At 44.0% G+C, this 17,594-nt stretch carries 18 protein-coding genes; 13 read left to right on the forward strand and 5 right to left on the reverse strand.

From position 1 onward, the window contains the following. The first annotated feature begins 29 nt into the window (after nt 1-29). From AC6ESP_RS07790 to AC6ESP_RS07810, 5 genes are all read left to right on the forward strand, one after another. Nucleotides 30-1,403 carry a carbohydrate ABC transporter permease gene (locus AC6ESP_RS07790; RefSeq protein WP_497096143.1) on the forward strand — a complete coding sequence of 458 codons (1,374 nt, stop codon included), beginning with the start codon at nt 30-32 and terminating at the stop codon, nt 1,401-1,403. Nucleotides 1,404-1,406: 3 nt separating this feature from the next. Then, entirely contained in the window at nt 1,407-2,252 is an 846-nt protein-coding gene (locus AC6ESP_RS07795; RefSeq protein ID WP_497096144.1) for a sugar ABC transporter permease, read from the forward strand. 15 nt (nt 2,253-2,267) lie between these two features. After that, nucleotides 2,268-3,416, forward strand: coding sequence for a glycoside hydrolase family 53 protein (locus tag AC6ESP_RS07800; protein ID WP_497096145.1), 1,149 nt, complete (start codon nt 2,268-2,270; stop codon nt 3,414-3,416). A 2-nt stretch (nt 3,417-3,418) separates the two neighbouring features. Then, nucleotides 3,419-5,056: a glycoside hydrolase family 53 protein gene (locus tag AC6ESP_RS07805; RefSeq protein ID WP_497096146.1), complete on the forward strand. Its 1,638-nt coding sequence runs from the start codon at nt 3,419-3,421 to the stop codon at nt 5,054-5,056. A 174-nt stretch (nt 5,057-5,230) separates the two neighbouring features. Beyond that, on the forward strand, nt 5,231-6,085 hold the full coding sequence (locus AC6ESP_RS07810) for an AraC family transcriptional regulator (RefSeq protein ID WP_497096147.1): 855 nt from the start codon (nt 5,231-5,233) through the stop codon (nt 6,083-6,085). 43 nt (nt 6,086-6,128) lie between these two features. Here the strand turns inward: AC6ESP_RS07810 and AC6ESP_RS07815 are convergent, their stop codons facing one another. Both AC6ESP_RS07815 and AC6ESP_RS07820 read right to left on the reverse strand, forming a co-directional pair. Further along, the gene (locus tag AC6ESP_RS07815) at nt 6,129-6,689 is read right to left on the reverse strand and encodes a CatB-related O-acetyltransferase (RefSeq protein ID WP_497096148.1); all 561 of its coding nucleotides are present in this window, start codon (nt 6,687-6,689) and stop codon (nt 6,129-6,131) included. A 419-nt stretch (nt 6,690-7,108) separates the two neighbouring features. Then, a complete protein-coding gene (locus AC6ESP_RS07820; RefSeq protein WP_497096149.1) occupies nt 7,109-7,363 on the reverse strand; it encodes a hypothetical protein in 255 nt (84 codons plus the stop codon). A gap of 176 nt (nt 7,364-7,539) precedes the next feature. Between AC6ESP_RS07820 and AC6ESP_RS07825 the strand changes: the two genes are divergently transcribed. The 3 genes from AC6ESP_RS07825 to AC6ESP_RS07835 all read left to right on the forward strand — a co-directional run bounded on the left by AC6ESP_RS07825 (nt 7,540) and on the right by AC6ESP_RS07835 (nt 9,110). After that, a complete protein-coding gene (locus tag AC6ESP_RS07825; RefSeq protein ID WP_497096150.1) occupies nt 7,540-7,863 on the forward strand; it encodes a GlcG/HbpS family heme-binding protein in 324 nt (107 codons plus the stop codon). A gap of 136 nt (nt 7,864-7,999) precedes the next feature. Next, the gene (locus AC6ESP_RS07830) at nt 8,000-8,644 is read left to right on the forward strand and encodes a pentapeptide repeat-containing protein (RefSeq protein WP_497096151.1); all 645 of its coding nucleotides are present in this window, start codon (nt 8,000-8,002) and stop codon (nt 8,642-8,644) included. Nucleotides 8,645-8,765: 121 nt separating this feature from the next. Next, entirely contained in the window at nt 8,766-9,110 is a 345-nt protein-coding gene (locus AC6ESP_RS07835; protein ID WP_497096152.1) for a DUF805 domain-containing protein, read from the forward strand. A 77-nt stretch (nt 9,111-9,187) separates the two neighbouring features. On the opposite strand, the gene AC6ESP_RS07840 is transcribed toward AC6ESP_RS07835, so the two are convergent. Both AC6ESP_RS07840 and AC6ESP_RS07845 read right to left on the reverse strand, forming a co-directional pair. Next, complete coding sequence (locus AC6ESP_RS07840) at nt 9,188-10,087, reverse strand: sigma-70 family RNA polymerase sigma factor (RefSeq protein WP_497096153.1); 900 nt, start codon at nt 10,085-10,087, stop codon at nt 9,188-9,190. Nucleotides 10,088-10,178: 91 nt separating this feature from the next. Further along, entirely contained in the window at nt 10,179-10,628 is a 450-nt protein-coding gene (locus AC6ESP_RS07845) for a carboxymuconolactone decarboxylase family protein (RefSeq protein WP_497096154.1), read from the reverse strand. Between the two features lie 234 nt (nt 10,629-10,862). Between AC6ESP_RS07845 and AC6ESP_RS07850 the strand changes: the two genes are divergently transcribed. Both AC6ESP_RS07850 and AC6ESP_RS07855 read left to right on the forward strand, forming a co-directional pair. Next, entirely contained in the window at nt 10,863-11,189 is a 327-nt protein-coding gene (locus AC6ESP_RS07850; protein ID WP_497096155.1) for a hypothetical protein, read from the forward strand. Nucleotides 11,190-11,415: 226 nt separating this feature from the next. Further along, nucleotides 11,416-12,099, forward strand: a complete 684-nt coding sequence (locus tag AC6ESP_RS07855; RefSeq protein WP_497096156.1) for a hypothetical protein — start codon at nt 11,416-11,418, stop codon at nt 12,097-12,099. Between the two features lie 100 nt (nt 12,100-12,199). On the opposite strand, the gene AC6ESP_RS07860 is transcribed toward AC6ESP_RS07855, so the two are convergent. Next, on the reverse strand, nt 12,200-13,078 hold the full coding sequence (locus tag AC6ESP_RS07860; protein WP_497096316.1) for a LysR family transcriptional regulator: 879 nt from the start codon (nt 13,076-13,078) through the stop codon (nt 12,200-12,202). Nucleotides 13,079-13,360: 282 nt separating this feature from the next. On the opposite strand from AC6ESP_RS07860, the gene zwf reads away from it, so the two are divergent. The 3 genes from zwf to fsa are packed head-to-tail and all read left to right on the forward strand — an operon-like array spanning nt 13,361 to nt 17,579. Next, nucleotides 13,361-14,887, forward strand: a complete 1,527-nt coding sequence (gene zwf, locus AC6ESP_RS07865) for a glucose-6-phosphate dehydrogenase (RefSeq protein ID WP_497096157.1) — start codon at nt 13,361-13,363, stop codon at nt 14,885-14,887. Further along, nucleotides 14,871-16,859, forward strand: a complete 1,989-nt coding sequence (tkt, locus tag AC6ESP_RS07870; RefSeq protein ID WP_497096317.1) for a transketolase — start codon at nt 14,871-14,873, stop codon at nt 16,857-16,859. The genes zwf and tkt overlap by 17 nt, the downstream gene beginning before the upstream one ends. Before the next feature lie 51 nt (nt 16,860-16,910). After that, nucleotides 16,911-17,579, forward strand: coding sequence for a fructose-6-phosphate aldolase (fsa, locus tag AC6ESP_RS07875; RefSeq protein WP_497096158.1), 669 nt, complete (start codon nt 16,911-16,913; stop codon nt 17,577-17,579). Nucleotides 17,580-17,594 lie beyond the last annotated feature (15 nt).

Raw genomic sequence — 17,594 nt, forward strand, 5'->3', positions numbered from 1 at the left:
CGATTGCATAGAGACAAAGGTGTGAAGAAATGAAGGATTCAATAAACAAGCAAACACCAGGCTGGATAGCAGGATTGTTATCAGCGATTATATGGGGGGCTGGACAAGGGCTGAATCGCCAGTATTTGAAAGCCCTCTTCTTTTTTCTAATCGGCTCTAGCAGTGTTGTCGTAGAGCTGGCTTCTGGGAACTACCTCTATATGACTGACAGCTATCGCTTTCGTGAGAACGGAGGCTTCTTCTTAAAAGGGGTTTGGGGGCTGTTCACATTAGGAACGCAGCCAAGAAAGATGGGACTCACTGGGCTGACTGCCGGTGATCATTCCATCGTTCTCATGGCAAATGGAATCATCGCCTTGATGTTCATCGTCATTCTGCTCTTCTTTTATATATGGAACATTAAGGATGCTGCCCATGCAAGAAGTGTGATGAATCATTCAGGCCAACGTGAGAGCTCGCTGCAGTATTTCAAAAAGCTATGGCATTCAACCTATGCGTATATCGTATTGTCGCCTACGGCTGTGCTGCTGTTATTTATATGTGTATTGCCGATTGTGTTTGGCGTATTGATTGCTTTCACCGATTACAGCCGTAACAATACACCGCCGACCAAGCTTGTCCAATGGGTAGGTCTGGATAATTTCGCTACAGTGACACAAGTGTTCTCCTGGGTTCATACGTTTGTAGGGGTATTGAGCTGGACATTCGTATGGGCGATATTAGCTACTGTTACAACTTATTTCGTAGGCTTCTTTCAAGCTGTTCTACTGAACAACTCGAGCATTAAGTTCAAGAAACTGTGGCGAAGTATATACATCCTGCCTTGGGCTGTGCCTGCTATGATCTCAGCTCTCGTATTCAAATCCATGTTCAATGGTCAGTTCGGTCCAGTCAGTCAATTCCTGCTCGATATTGGCCTGACTTCAGAGAGAATATACTGGTTCACAGATCCAAGCCAGACGAATCTTGCACGTATATTAGCTCTGTTGATTAACTTGTGGCTCGGCTTTCCTTACTTCATGGCATTAATAGGAGGGACGTTGACGAATGTCTCTGACAGCTTCTATGAAGCAGCTCGCATCGATGGAGCGAATTCCCGTCAGATGTTCTGGCATATCACCTTCCCGATTGTCTACAAAGCTACAGCACCTCTGCTGATGCTATCCTTTGTAAGCAACTTCAACAACTTCGGTGTCATCTACTTCTTGACTGAGGGAGGGCCAGTGAATCCAGATTATAATTTTGCGGGCAACACCGATCTATTAATTACTTGGCTGTACAAGCTGACGCTAGATAACAGGCTCTACAATATGGGTGCGGTTATGTCCATCATCGTCTTCTTGATTGTTGCTAGTTTCTCATTAATTAATCTACGGAAATCGAAATCGTTCGAGGAGCTTTAAGCTATGAATCGTAAGCGTACGAATATTGCAGGAGCATTAAAAACAATCTTGATCTATATCGAATTGATCATCGTGGCGATTATTGTTGTCTATCCTTTGATATGGATTGTAGGTTCCTCCTTCGGGAGCTCGAAGGGACTGGCGAATGCTTCTGCCATACCGGATAATGCCACGTTGCAGAATTACAAGGATCTATTCCAGAATACGAATTTTCCAATATGGTATTGGAACACATTGAAGGTAGCGCTAGCCAACATGGTAGGTGGAGTTCTATTGTCTACTCTAGGAGCCTACGCGTTCTCCAGATTTAAGTTCAGAGGTAAAAAAGCGAGCCTGCTCACGATTCTAATTCTTCAAATGTTCCCTACCTTCTTAACGGCTATCGCTGTATATATGCTGTTCTTAAACTTTGGACTGCTCGACAGTCTAACCGGATTAGTCGTTGTAGGCGTAGCAGCTCAGCTGCCCTATAACATATGGCTGTTGAAGGGGTATCTAGACAATATTCCAATGAGCTTCGATGAAGCTGCATTAATTGACGGAGCTTCACGTACTCAAATTTTTGTTCGTATTATTATGCCGCTAGCCTCACCCATGCTGACGTTCGTGGCGGTGCTGCAATTCGCTGCTCCTTGGATGGATTTCATATTGCCAAGATTGCTTATTTCTAGTGAGACTAAGAAGACGGTTGCCATTGGCCTCTACTCTATGATCAGTGACCAAACCAAGAATGAATTTACATTGTTCGCAGCGGGCTCTGTATTGGTAGCTATTCCAATTGCAGTCTTGTATATTGCTTTGCAGAAATATTTGATCAATGGATTATCGGCTGGTGGAGACAAAGGATAGGAAGGATAGGTAGCAATGAATCAGACTTTTATTAAAGGCGCGGATATATCCATGCTGAAGGAAGTAGAAGCATTAGGGGGAGAATATTTCCTCAATAATGAAAAAAAAGATTTGTTCGAAATTCTGAGGTTAAAAGGGATGAATGTCATCCGGCTTCGGCTATGGCTCAATCCTTATGATGAAGAAGGAAACCCGTATATGGGTGGTACGAATGATCTGGAGACGACGATCGAATTAGCCAAGAGAGCGAAGGCTCATGGATTACAATTCATGCTTAATATTCATTACAGTGATTTCTGGACCGATCCGAAGAAGCAGATAAAGCCGAAGGCTTGGCAATCCTTATCTAGCGAGCAGCTTGAGAATCAAGTCTATAACTACACAAGAGAAGTTATTGAGGTGTGTAGAGCATGTGATGTATTGCCGGATATGGTGCAGATCGGGAATGAGACGACCAACGGTATGTTGTGGCCAGAGGGCAAGACACCTAAGTATTTATTCGAAGAGAAGAGGTTCGAAGAGGTAGAGAGTAGAGAGTGGGCAGCATCCTATGATCGCCTCGCTAGTCTACTACATGCTGGTGTCCGTGCTGTGAGGGAAACGGGACCGATGAAGATTATTCTGCATCTCGATGCAGGCGGTTCCAATGTGCTGTATCGTACTTGGTTCGATGAAATCTGTGCGAGAGGTGTGGAATTCGATGTCATTGGCTTATCCTATTATCCGATATGGCATGGAACATTAGATGAGCTGCGATTCAATATGGAGGATATTAGTACTCGCTATAACAAAGAAGTGCTTGTCGTAGAGACAGCCTACGGATTTACTTCGCAAAGCGCCTCAGGAGGCGATATTTTCACGGAAGAGCTGTCTCATCAAGCTGGATATTCTCCTAGTGTCGAAGGGCAAGCCCAATTTCTGCAAGACTTGATGATGACCGTACAGCAGGTGCCGGGGCACAAGGGAATCGGGATTGTATATTGGGAGCCCGCATGGCTGCCAGTGGAAGGAACGAGCTGGGCCAGCTATGCGGGCATGAAATATGGGAATGACATCGCTAATATGGGGAATCACTGGGCCAACCAAGGGTTATTCGACTTCAAGGGAAATGCCCTCGATTCAATAAATGTGTTCCAACAATTCAAAGAGGAAAAGGAGATGTAATGATGAAGAAGTGGATCAAATGGAGCTTTCTGCTATTGTGTGTGGTGACCTTTCTCACGCTTGCTGTAGGCAATCAGACCGTATCGGCTGCAGGGGATTTCATCATGGGTGGTGACGTATCCATGCTTCAAGAGGTGGAGCAGCTCGGAGGTGAGTTCTTTGAAGGGGGCGTTCAGAAGGATGCCTTGCAGATATTAAGCTCTCATGGAATGAACTATGCGCGATTAAGAATATGGGTGGATCCGTATGACAGTCTAGGCAATCCTTATGGCGGAGGCACCAATGATCTTGCAACAACCATTGCCTTAGCGAAGCGTGCTAAGCTGCAGGGCATGGAAGTGCTGCTGGATTTCCAGCTTAGTGATTTCTGGGCTGACCCTGGTACACAGACTAAACCAAAGGCTTGGCAGAGCTTAACGTATACGCAGCTCAAAACAGCCGTACATGACTATACAGAAAGTGTCATTATCGCTATGAAGAACGAAAATGTTATGCCGAAAATGGTTCAAATGGGGAATGAAACAAGCAGCGGCATTCTATGGGGAGACGGACAGGTAGGAGGCGGGATTAGTGATTTCACTCAATTGGGAGAGCTGTTGACAGCTGGCATCAACGGGGTTAATGATGCGCTTGCAACAGGAGAAGATATCGAGATTGTTCTGCATCTGGATATGGGCGGAGATAATAATCTGTATCGCTGGTGGTTTGATGAAATTACAGCCCAAGGTGTAGACTACGATATTATCGGCTTATCGTATTATCCATTCTGGCATGGCACGATGGGTGAATTGCAAAACAACCTGAATGACTTAAGTAAAAGGTATAGCAAAGACGTGATGATTGTTGAGACCGCATACGGCTTTACATTAGATGACGGTGATGGTCTAGGGAACTCTTTCTATACGGCGGAAGAGGCTACTGGCGGCTATCCGGCTACACCTGCAGGACAAGCTGCCTATATGCGCGATCTGAAAGAAATTGTGCAAGATGTGCCTAATGAAAGAGGAAGAGGCATCTTCTGGTGGGAGCCGACGTGGCTTCCAGTCACTGGAGCTAACTGGGGTACAGAAGCAGGGAAGCTGTACAACGACGATACCGGTCTATTGTCTAATCCATGGGACAATCAAACTTTATTTGATTTCGATGGGAATGCACTGAGTTCACTATCTGTATTCAATGAAAGTACGCCAACAAACTTGCTCAGCAACCCTGGTTTTGAAGCCAATGTATGGACGAGTACACCAACGAGCTGGGGAGTGTGGGGAGCTGCTGCAAGTGACTACACTGCGATTAAGGTAGAGCAGCCCGGCATTACAGGTGATAATAAGCTGACCCACTGGAAAGATACAGCCTATACAGCTTCGACGTATCAAGTTGTAACGGGACTTCCCAGCGGAACCTATTCGTTCACAGCATGGATTCTGAACAGTGGTGGACAAAGCGATGTTCATCTCTATGCCAAAAACTACGGCGGCACAGAGTTACAGCAGGCTCTGCCAGTAAGTGCAACGAATTGGGTGAAAGTCAGAATTGATAATATTCAAGTAACGAACGGCCAATGTGAGATTGGCATTATCTCTTATGCGAATGCGAATAACTGGATCAATATGGATAACGTGAAATTTTACAAATCGTATTAATATCCTGTAAAGCAGAGTGTTCTGTTAGTTCGTCAAGATCTAACAGAATACTTTTTTTAATAACACTTTCAGCAAACATTCAGCCATTAGGAACAAGGATTACATGGAATGTTGTCGAACAAATATTGGGAGAATGACCGTAATTGGTATAGCTGCTAATAGGTGGGATGATTCGTGAAAAGTCATGATGAGAATATTAGGAGTGTATTTAATTCGTTAGAACGATCACTTCCTCTATATATTGAAACCATTGGATACAGTGCTTGGGAACGTATCTTCAACAGACCAGACGGTTATCCGTATTACCACTGGCTTCATACGCTGGAAGGTGAGGGGAGCTTTGAATTCGCAGGTTCGACCCTATCATTAACGGCTGGAAAAGGTGTTTTGTTAACGCCCTTTACTCCTCACTCTTATTACCCTGTATCAGATCGCTGGTCGACTGCTTATATTACGTTCGGCGGTGCAGCTGTTACTGCCATATTAGATTCACTAGAAATGAATCAGTCTGCTATGTATTCGGAGACAGAGCAAGTCTCTTTTGCCAACTTAATAGAAGATATGATATACAAGGCTGATGAAGACACTGAATTCTCTGGGCTCGAATGGTCTACCGAATTGTATCAATTTCTTATGCAGCTCAAAAAATTCGGTATGCGCAATGATCAGCCATCTCTATCACAGTTCTATGAAAAGCTGAGGCCTGTCGTCCAATGGATGGAGCAGAATTGCTCGGCTAACGTCGGTCTCCCTGAGATCGTTGAGCAAGCTAATATGAGTGTTTCCTATCTGAATGAGCTGTTCCGAGATGCCTTCGGTCTGAGCCCTTACTCATTCTTAATTCAACTGCGTATTCGCGAGGCCAAGAAGATAATGGTGACGAATCCAGGTATGGCACTGAAAGAGGTCTCTGTATTAGCAGGCTACAATGATGTAAGTCACTTCGTCGCTACCTTTCGAAAAAAAGAAGGGATTACACCAGCTAAATATCGGGAGCTTCACCTCGCTGCACACGCCGAAAGAGCCTGATATCCTTCAGGCTCTTTCTTCAGAATTAATATGCGATGAACAGCTATTTGCCGATCGATTGAGCGAACCGGAATAATCCGAAGAAGTCATTAGACATAAGGAGTGGAATCGCCTTGTTGATCTGCTGGGGTTCCCAATCCCACCATTTGATCTGCATCATTCGATCAATGATATTTTGCGGAAAACGGTATTTCACGATTCGGGCTGGATTACCGGCAACGATGGCATACGGGGGTACGTTCTTAGTGACCACGGAGTTCGTTCCGACACAAGCGCCGTCTCCAATAGTGATTCCAGACATAACTGTTGAGCAAATTCCAATCCATACGTCATTTCCGATGATCACATTGCCTTTGGATATTGAAACATCGGAAATCTGGTTATGTTCTGGCATAAATGCACTGAACGGATAGGTTGTTCCCCAATCATATCGATGATTGCCTCCTAGCATGACCATCGTTCCCCCAATGGAACAGAACTTCCCGATTACACAAATACTGCTAGAGCTGTAGGAGAGTACCACAGGTGTCCCGTAAGTATAGGGGCCGATATACGTATTCCCATTCAAAAATCTAGGCGGATGCACCGCCAGTAATGTTTCCATTCCCACTCTATCACTTCCCTATCTATTGTTCCTTCCAAGCCTCTCATTCTTACCATATTCAGATACAAGCTGGAAGGGAATAGACGGCTCACCATATTCTTATTGCAACCAAATTTCACCTATTCCCGTCTATTATAAGGAATGGTTCATATTGAATAAGGTGAGGAGATGCGATGGATTTTTTGCTTCGTTTCTATTTTTCTTTGGATTCCATATTTCGCTCAATATGTGTATCTATTTTTTTCTTTCTTCCCTATTAGTCATCCGGCAGATAACCCAAATCCGGTTACGGGATTAATAGCTCTAGCAGGCTTGATGATTTATCCGTTTTATTTATTGGGCATTAATTTCTTTGGATTATATCTCCATAAGCATGCATCAAGCGAGATTTAGTAAGAAAGAGGTATATACACCTCCTTCTATTTTTGCAAACTCGAATTATAGACCGCTTGTTCTTCATCACTGATAATGTTGAAATTAGTTACCCTTCTAAGAAACGTTGTGCCATCAGCAATTTTTACTATATCATCATTGAAAGCAATAATTGGTTGAGGCGGTCTCAATCTCATGCGATCCTGATAAACCATGATCGGCGCTTGTAGATATATCGCATTGCGAATGTCTATATCCGATTTTAATTCTTGTCCAGCAGCGAATTGAGGTACTTCATGCATATCATAACCCCCATAGTTTAGATAATTAGTTAATCAACTCAATAAGTCGACATTTGAGTACTAGGGTGCCCTATTAGCTTAGTAATATTCATAAACATAAAAATTCTTCCTAAAATTATTAGGAGAGGGATATATAAGAGGGGATGAATAAAATGGACTATAAAAAAATAAACTCATTGACTAAATATCCTAGTATTCATACCTATCATAAATTAGGTGAGAAAAAGGCATGGACGAGTGTTAGTATGCAGCAGCCTACAGCTAATCTGGCTCAATCCGCCCAACCGGGTGGCCCTACTTATGGAATCAATACAACGAATGAGGGCAGAATTGTCATTCTGGGAGGAGGCATTCCGTTAGTGAGTAATGGTCAAATCGTTGGCGGTATTGGTGTTAGCGGAGGTAATAGCACGCAGGATATCGAGATTGCTACACCGGCAGTTCAAGCGTTCGAAAGTTTAATAGGGATGCCAAGAGTATTAGGCGGCCGAATGGGCTAAGGAAACCAATCAAGGAGAAAAGGAGTGCAGTGCGATTCTGTACTGCTTTTCTTTTTTATTGGGCACATAAGGCTCAATAAGTAGTAAGCTTAGAGTAGGACAAGCATAGTGCCAATGATTAAATACGGAGGCTGACATGAACAAAAAGATTGAAGTGCCCAAAATCCCGCTGCATTTGCCTGAATTAAGGGATGCCTTGTATTCACTTAATGCAAGAGATGAGTTCAGTCATGGGGTAATTGAGGATCATATGATTGATAACCAGGAAGCAGTTAAAGTCTCATTCGAGAAAATGATATTCAGAAATGTAACCATTCTAGAGTCTTCATTGCCAGAAATGGAGCTTACCGATATTGTGTTCGACAAATGTGATTTATCCAATATTGATTTGTCAGGGTCCTTCATTCATCGAGTGGAGTTCAGAAACTGCAAATTAATAGGAACAGACTTCTCGAGAAGCAGGTTCCAGAATGTGCGCTTCATCCATTGTTTGAGTGATTATTCCGTATATCGATTCGCAAAATTCAAGCAAGTCGCATTCGAGGATTGCGCGTTAATGAAGTCAGATTATTATTGTGCTGAGCTGCAGCACTTCGAACTTCAACGCTGCAATATTGATCAATCGATGTTCTCAGGTACCAAGCTTAAGGGAATCGATCTTAGCAATTGTGAATTTGACGAGTTGCATGTAGAAATAGAGGATTTGTCAGGCTGTATAATTGCGCCGCAGCAGGCGTCAACCTTTGTCGGGCTGTTAGGTATGGAGATGAAACCGACGTAAGTGGAGTAGGAGTTAATGTTTCCTCTACCTGATGATTCATGGAATATTTTGATTGTACAAGGAATTGTTACTTCATGATAGACTCGGGTCAGAATACATAAAAGGTAGGGGAAGAAAGGTAATGGTATGGTTTATTAAAGGCATGAAGAATTATGTTGGTTTTCAAGGAAGAGCTAGTCGCAAGGAATATTGGATGTTCACGCTGTATTGTGCTATCTTTTCCTTGGTTCCTTCCTTATATGAGGAGATACAGAGTATGCCACCAATCTTATCGGGAATCTATATTTTGCTCATCTTCTTACCTTCGTTAGCTGTTTGTACTCGTAGACTACATGATACCGGGAGAAGTGGATGGTGGAACTGCATTGTCCTTATCCCATTGATAGGTATCATTATTCTAGTTATTTTTACTTGTCAAGATAGTCAAAAGAGTGATAATCAATATGGACCCGTTGGCCTACAATAAAAGAGAAATCAACCTTACTTACGGAGCAGCATGCGGCAGCAGCAGCTCCGTTTATTCAGCTATGCGGTTCATAGCAATCATTGTACGAACCGGGTTAACTTCTGTGGATTAGAAACCAAATAAATGCCGCGAACCGCAGTGTATGCAGCGTTCGTATCGAAGATGAATGCGAATGGAGGAAGATTCTCTCGTTGCAGCAGAAGTCCGCGTTGACCACTAATCCTGACGGATAGCAATTGACCTGAGAATGATCCTTTCCTTGCAATTCCATTGAAGAAAGCAATAATTCTGTCGCGGCCTTCTATTGGATTAAGAGCAGAACGAACGATACCTCCGCCATCACTGAGCAATATTGCATCTTCGGATAACAGATGAATGAATGACTCGAAGCGGCCGGTGTCGATCGCTTGTGAGAAAGAGTGAACGAATCGATCCATCGAAGCATCAAGCACCGTATTTGTCTCTTGATGCGGCAAGTGGCCGATCTTCGAAGAGGCACGACTATAAATTTTGCGGCAGGCAGCTTCCGTCTTATCCATCATGGCTGCAATGTCAGTATATTCGTAGCCGAAGGATTCGCGCAGTACGAATACAGCTCGCTCGGGAGGTGTGCAAGTCTGCAGCAATACGAGCAGGGCATAGCCGAGCTGTTCATGCTGAATGATTCGCTCTAGCGGCCCATCCTCTTGGTCGAGCTCAATGATGGGTTCAGGAAGCCATTGACCAGGATAGCTCTCTCGCTTGCGAGGTGCTGCTTTCATCATATTCAATACACGATTGGTGAGTAATTTGACTAAGTAGGCTTTCGGATGCGTGAGATCTTGTGGGCCTTGTCGGCTTACAGTGACGAACACATCCTGCACGGCATCCTCAGCTTCACTCATCGAACCGAGCATTCGGTACGCAATGGACGTAAGCACCGGTTTGTACGCAATGTAGAGCTCCTCGACTTCCATGTTTATCTCGTTCGACAACATAAGTGTATCAACCTCCATTATGATCATCCTAGCAGGATATACCTAAGAAAGCCACCCAGATGGGTGGCTTGAAGCTTGGTATGCTTTCGGATTAGACCTCGTAACAGCCAGGGAACATGCCTGTTGTGATTGCGATTCGATTCCAGCAGTTGATGGCGTTAATAGCCATTATAATTCCAACAAGCTCGCTCTCGCTGAAGTGATTGCTTGCTTCATCGTAGATATCCTGTGGAACGCCCGCTGCAGAAATGACTGTAACGGCTTCTGTAAGAGCAAGTACAGCACGTTCCTTCTCGGAGAAGAGCGGAGTTTCCCGCCATACTGTGATCAGATTGATTCGCTGCTCAGTTTCACCCATTTTACGCAAGTCAGTGATATGCATATCCAAGCAGAACGAGCATCCATTAATTTGGGAAGCTCTGATCTTGATCAATTCGACCAATATCGGATCATTGTTCATTTTGTTAACCGCGTCCTCTAGTTTAAGTAGTGCCTGGAAACCTGCGGAATTGGCCGTGCGATGGTTCATACGTAATTTCATTTGAATTCCTCCATTTGCTCTTCTTTTGTTGTTTCTGCTATCTAAGACAATCGAGGGTCGACTTTTGTGACAGGTTAAACTAAAAAAACAAAAAAAATTGTAGCACACTTAATCTCTTGCTGCCTGTCTTCTTCAACCCGCACCATACGGCGAGATTTAAGGCGTGTCGCAGCTTTTATATAGAGATAGAATTAGTTATTATTGATTTAATAAAGTGAAGTGGAGGGGAAATACGTGAAAATTAACTTAATACTTTTTCTAAATTCAATCAAAGAACAAGACACACCTCAGGGCACGCAAGAAGTATTAATAAAAACGTTTGAATCACATATCCGTCCTGTTAAAGGTGATATACTGGATGATCCTGGGTTCCATCCAGCTTTCCATAATGGTTATGAGGTTGCAAAAGTTACTATAAACTATGAATCCAATGAGAGCTGGGTCTCATTATCTCCACTTGCGATTGAAATTGAGAATATACCAATGGAAACTTATTTCATCCACCTTGTAAAACACGGTTGGAGCACTCTAACAAAAGAAGAGTTGAATGTTAAGCAATAGAACAATAATTTCATTTTGATTGCTCACTTCCTTACTCAATAAAACAGCAGCAGTCTAGGACTTAATTTCTTGTCCTAGGCTGCTGCTGTTTTGTTAAAGGAATGGAATGTATTTAATATTTGCAAAATATTGTAGGTTGACAAGTGTCTATTTGTAACATTTTCCTTTCATTTTCAAAACATATCTATTACTATTAAGTAAATAACAGGAAGGTGAGACAACAGAAATGGTTGCAAAGATTAATTTTGTTTTATTTCTCTTTTTAGCTTTAATATTCGCTTTTGGGTTCGGCGTGTACTTCTCAGACAACGTGAAATCAGCGCTGAATATGGAGACCTCCACAAGCCTCGACGCTGGCTTACAGAAGCCGTTGGACATCGACAGTGACAGTACTGCAGCAACTACACCAGTAACAGAAGAAGTAGTTGATGCTGCAGTAGAAGAACCAACGGATGAAGGTAATGAAACGGTAATTGAAGAGGAGAAAGAGCCTGAGCTTGAAGAGGCTGAGGAGCCGGAAGCACAGATTAAGACAGTTACCGCAGAGAGTAGGTTTAGTGAACCTGAAGATTTCGAGTACGGTATCAATTCAGCTGATGGGATAACACTTACTTGGACTGTCGATAATCTATCTGGTAAGACCATCAATTATTATACTGTGAATATTAGTACATTCAATGCAGTGGGTGATCCATCCTATGATCAGCATACAGGGGAGAATACATTTGCTCTCAACTATGTTGGACCGGTGGAACCAGGAGGACAGCTAGTTGTTTTTAATCGGTTCACTTATCAAGGAGCTCTAGACTCAATCACCATTGATGAGATTGAATTGGAATACAATGACGGAACGAAGGAAAGAGTCGTATATAATAAATCCACATCCAATGGTGGTGGGATGGATAACTAGTTATATAAAAAGTAACGAAAGACCGCCTATTAGCGGCTTTTTATACAAAGGTGTTGAGCAGCTACTCCAACTGTTCAGCACCTTTTTTAGTTTAACAGGCTTACTTAACCAGCTCAACAAATCGGCCTGCGGAAATGGACAGCGGCATATTGCGCATGATCATAATGCCGACGTGGGAGGGAGGAAGCTGAATGTCTAGCTGAACCTCGAAGAGGGAACCCTCTTCCAGCTCTTTCGATACAAATTCCCTTGTTATATAGGAAATGCCAAGTCCTCTACGTGCAAACTCGATGAGCAGATCCACGCTTCCGACCTCGATTTCAGGCTTCAGTGTATAGCCCCGGCTCTGGAATAGCTCGGTTATCGCCATTCTTGCCCGGCTGTTGCGAGAGAACAATATGACAGGGTAATTAAGCAGCGTGTCCGTTGAAATAACGGAGTCCTTCAGCTCTGCATAATGCGGACCGGCTACAAAACAATCCTGAAGCTGAATACTTTCTCTCACTTCAAGCTGTGGATCGACGATGGGCATACGGACAACCCCTAAGTCAATCTCGCCTTCTTTTAAGAAGGATATAATCTCGGGTGTCGTACCATGATTGAGATGCAGCCTGACGCCAGGATACTTGGCATGAAAGGTCTCCAGATAAGGCAGCAAATAGTGCTTGAATAGAGAATCACTTCCGCCAATGCGCAGTTCACCGCTATCTAGGTTTTTGAGTGCGGCCATTTTCTCTTCTGCAAGTGAAATCAGGATTTGTGACTGCTCGATGTAGGAATAGAGCGTTTCACCCTCTTGCGTAAGTGCAACTCCCTTGGAATTTCGATAGAACAAAATGATTCCGAAGCTGTCTTCCAGCTGTTTGATGGCATGACTGACACTTGGTTGAGTAATATATAACGCTTTGGCAGCTTGTGTTAAGCTTCCTGTCTTCGCAGCCCAATAGAATACTTTGTACAATTCGTAGTTATTGTTCATAGGCGTCATCTATAGCTCCTGTCACATATATTAACCTGATGTATGGATCTTATTCGTATTATAGTGGAACCACGAACAAGAAACCAGAGCTTAACAGGTGATGCTCTATAGGACAAACAGAGTAATCATTGTTTCAGTCCATAGACACTGTCTATGGATACTGTGGAATTTATTGATTACCTGTATGGCTCGCAATCGTATTATAGTGAGATTAAGAAAAAGAAAACAGAGCTTGCTTGTGAGATAGCGTACACGCTGCTCTGAATGGAAGGAGAAAAGAAGATGGAATCAACTACGTTCGTCTTGTTTGGAGCAACAGGAGATTTGGCCAAAAGAAAAATATATCCTGCCTTATATAATTTATTTGTCGATCAGAAGCTTCCGAAGTCCTTCTCCTTGATTGGTCTTGGAAGAAGAGAATGGTCGGACGAAACCTTTCAAGCGAATGTCGAGCAATCCCTTCGTGAATTCTCTAGAAGAGACATTCAAGACCCAGCATCAATCAAACAATTCTTAGATGCTTTCCGTTATCGTGTTCTCGACATAGGACGTAAAGAGGATTATCAGAAGCTGCTGCAGCTGGTTGAGCAACGGGAACAGGAGCTGAACATTCCACAGAATCGTTTGTTCTATTTATCAGTCGGTCCAGAGTTCTTCGAAACAATCGCAGCGAACGTTCATGAGAGTGGACTTGGATCGGTTAAAGGCTGGAAGCGGCTAGTCATAGAGAAGCCATTCGGACATGATCTGCAATCTGCTCGTGATCTCAATGCGAAGCTGAGCCAAGCGTTCAAGGAGGAAGAGGTTTTCCGAATTGATCATTATCTCGGCAAGCCGATGGTTCAGAAGCTCGAAGGCTTGCAGCAGAACAACCCAATCGTGCAAGCCTTGTGGAACAATCGTTACATTGCGAATGTGCAGATCACAGCTAATGAAACGGTAGGCGTTGAAGAAAGAGCTGGTTATTACGATCATGTTGGTGCTCTAAGAGACATGTTCCAGAATCATATGCTGCAATTGCTCATGATGATCGCGATTCATCTTCCGCATAAGAGTGGTTCCGATGTGGTCCGCTTCAAGAAAAAAATGGTGATGGAGGCTCTTGAACCTCTGCACAAACAAAATGTGAATATGAGTGTGATCCGCGGGCAGTACAAGGAAGGCAGCGTGCAAGGTAAGCCAGTGGTTGGTTATAAATCTGAACCAGGTATTGCGCCTGACTCCATGAATGATACCTTCATTGCCGCCAAGCTAGAGATTGATGACGCATTCTGGCGGGGCGTTCCCTTCTATATTCGGACTGGTAAGCGAATGAAGGAGAAGTCAACACGAGTCATTGTTGAATTCAAAGAACCAATCAAGCATTCCTCACAGGCTAATCAAGATGGCTCAGTGCCTAATCTGCTCGTATTCGAAATGAGTCCGAACGAAGCAATCTTGCTGCAGCTCAATGAGAAGGACAGTGAACACAAAGGGGAATTCAAACCCGTTCATATAGATCTTCATACAAGTGGTGACGATGTTCCAGAGGCTTATGAGAATTTAATCCACGATGCCTTGAACGGAGACCCTACATTCTTCGCGCACTGGGATGAGGTTGAATTATCTTGGAAATGGGTTCAACCCATTCTTGAGGCATTCGAAGAGAATCTGGTTCCGTTACATCAATATGAAGCCGGCACTTACGGACCTACTGAGTCTGATGCTCTGCTTGCAGAGGATGGCTATCATTGGTGGTTCGATGCCAAGGAAGAACACGCGAGTGAAATTAAAGGAGGAGAACAATATGCCTATCACACAAACCATTGATCAATTAGCTATTGATACGATCAGAACCTTGTCAATCGACGCCATTAACAGTGCCAACTCCGGTCATCCGGGGCTCCCAATGGGGGCTGCACCAATGGCATACGCCCTATGGGCGAAACTTCTTAATCATAATCCGGGTCATGCCAAGTGGTTCAACCGTGATCGCTTCGTACTTTCTGCAGGACATGGCTCAGCTCTTTTATACAGCCTTCTGCACCTGTCTGGCTATAAGGTTTCCCTAGATGACTTGAAGCAATTCCGTAAGCTGAACAGCTTAACGCCAGGGCATCCCGAATTCGGTCATACGGATGGCGTAGATGCAACAACAGGACCTTTGGGTCAAGGGATTGCCATGGCAGTCGGCATGGCGATGGCGGAGGCTCATCTAGCAGCCAAGTACAACCAAGCTGAATTCCCGGTCGTTGATCATTACACCTATGCACTAGTTGGTGACGGCTGCTTAATGGAAGGGATCTCTTATGAGGCGATGTCCATGGCTGGACATATGAAGCTTGGCAAGTTAATCGTTCTGTACGATTCAAATGATATTTCCCTAGATGGAGCATTGAACCTATCCTTCGGAGAAAATGTGCAAAAAAGAGCTGAATCTGCCAACTGGGAATACTTGCGTGTGGAAGATGGTAATGATGTATCCCTAATTACAGCAGCGATTGCAGCAGCTAAGAATAACGATTCGCAGCCAACGCTTATCGAGATTCGGACGATCATCGGTTACGGAAGTAAGGTAGCTGGTACAAACAAAGCGCATGGCAATCCACTCGGTAAAGAAGAGGCGAAAGCAACGAAGGCAGCTTATGGCTGGGAGTATGAGGAAGAATTCACGGTGCCAGAGGATGTAAAAGCTCATTTCGCGCAATTGAAACAGCAAGGTGCAGACAAAGAAGCTGCATGGAATGAATTGCTCGCAGCATATAACGCGCAGTATCCTTCACAAGGCAAGGAGCTTGAGCAAGTAATCGACGGCTCACTTGTACTGGACACCGCTAATATTCTTACGTTCGATACGTCCAAAAGCATATCCACACGAGTAGCAAGTGGCGAAGCGATCAATCATTATGTGAAAACTGTTCCTTCAATCTTTGGCGGAAGCGCGGATCTATCTCATTCTACGATGACAGATATCAATGGAGAGCAGACGTTCGCTATAGAGTCCTATTCTGGACGCAATATTTACTTCGGCGTTCGTGAGCATGCAATGGGAGCAGCCGGTAATGGCATGGCACTGCATGGTGGTGTGAAGCCGTTCGTCAGTACGTTCTTCGTATTCAGCGATTATTTACGCCCATCCATTCGCTTGGCGGCATTGCAGAAGCTTCCTGTAATTTATGTATTTACTCATGATTCGATTGCAGTTGGTGAAGATGGACCTACTCATGAGCCTGTCGAGCATCTAGCTGCATTACGTACCATTCCAGGGTTAACCGTAATTAGACCGTCGGATGCCAATGAAACCGCAAGCGCTTGGGCATATGCCTTACAGCAGCAGGAGGGGCCGGTAGCGCTAATCCTTAGTAGACAGAATCTTCCGATATATGAGTCAACGAAAGCCAATATTGAAGGTTTATCCAAAGGCGCTTATGTTCTTACGGAGACTAATGACAATCCAGATGTGATTCTAATCGGTACAGGGTCTGAAGTATCTCTGGCTGTCAATGCCAAAGAAAAGCTGGAGCAAGAGAACATATCTGTACGTGTTGTAGCTATGCCGAGCAGAGAGCTGTTCGAGCGTCAATCTGCAGCATACAAGCAAAGCATACTTCCTAGCTCGGTGACCAGACGTGTTGCTATTGAAGCTGGTATTTCACTAGGCTGGGAGCGTTATACAGGCCTAAATGGAGCCGTAGTATCCATCGATACATTTGGCGCATCTGGTCCGGGGAATGAAGTGTTGAATTACTTCGGCTTCTCCGTTGATAATGTGGTTCGCCAAACCAAAGAATTACTGAAATAACGACAAGACATTCCAATAAATCGATTTACAAAAAAATGGAGGTAATGACTAATGAAATTTTTCATCGATACTGCTAATGTGGAAGACATCAAAAAAGCTTATAAAATCGGCGTTCTATCCGGTGTTACTACTAATCCATCTCTAGTTGCTAAGGAAGGCGTGAAGTTCGAGGATCGTATCGCTGAGATTTTACGTGAAGTGCCTGAGGTTGAATCCGTATCTGCTGAAGTTACACCTGATGCCATTACAGCTGAAGAGATGATTGCACAGGCGAATGAACTGATCAAGATCAACAACAACGACAAGAACATAACGATTAAACTTCCGATGACACTTGCAGGCTTGGAAGCTTGCCGTTACCTGACTCAAAAAGGTGTTAAAACAAACGTAACGCTGATCTTCACTGTGAACCAAGCGCTGTTAGCTGCTCGTGCAGGTGCTACCTACGTATCTCCGTTTCTTGGTCGTCTGGATGATATCTCTGAGGATGGCGTTCAACTGATTGTTAAGATCGCTGAAATGTTCCGTACGCACAGCTTGGATGCACAAATTATCGCAGCTTCGGTTCGCCATCCGGATCACGTTACTCGCGTAGCGATGGCTGGCGCACATATTGCAACAATTCCATTCGCCGTTATTGAACAAATCTCCAAGCACCCACTGACAGATCAAGGTCTAGAGAAATTCGCTGCTGATTGGAAAAAAACCGTACTCGTATAATTTAGCTTCATTATA

The sequence above is a fragment of the Paenibacillus xinjiangensis genome (assembly GCF_059686975.1).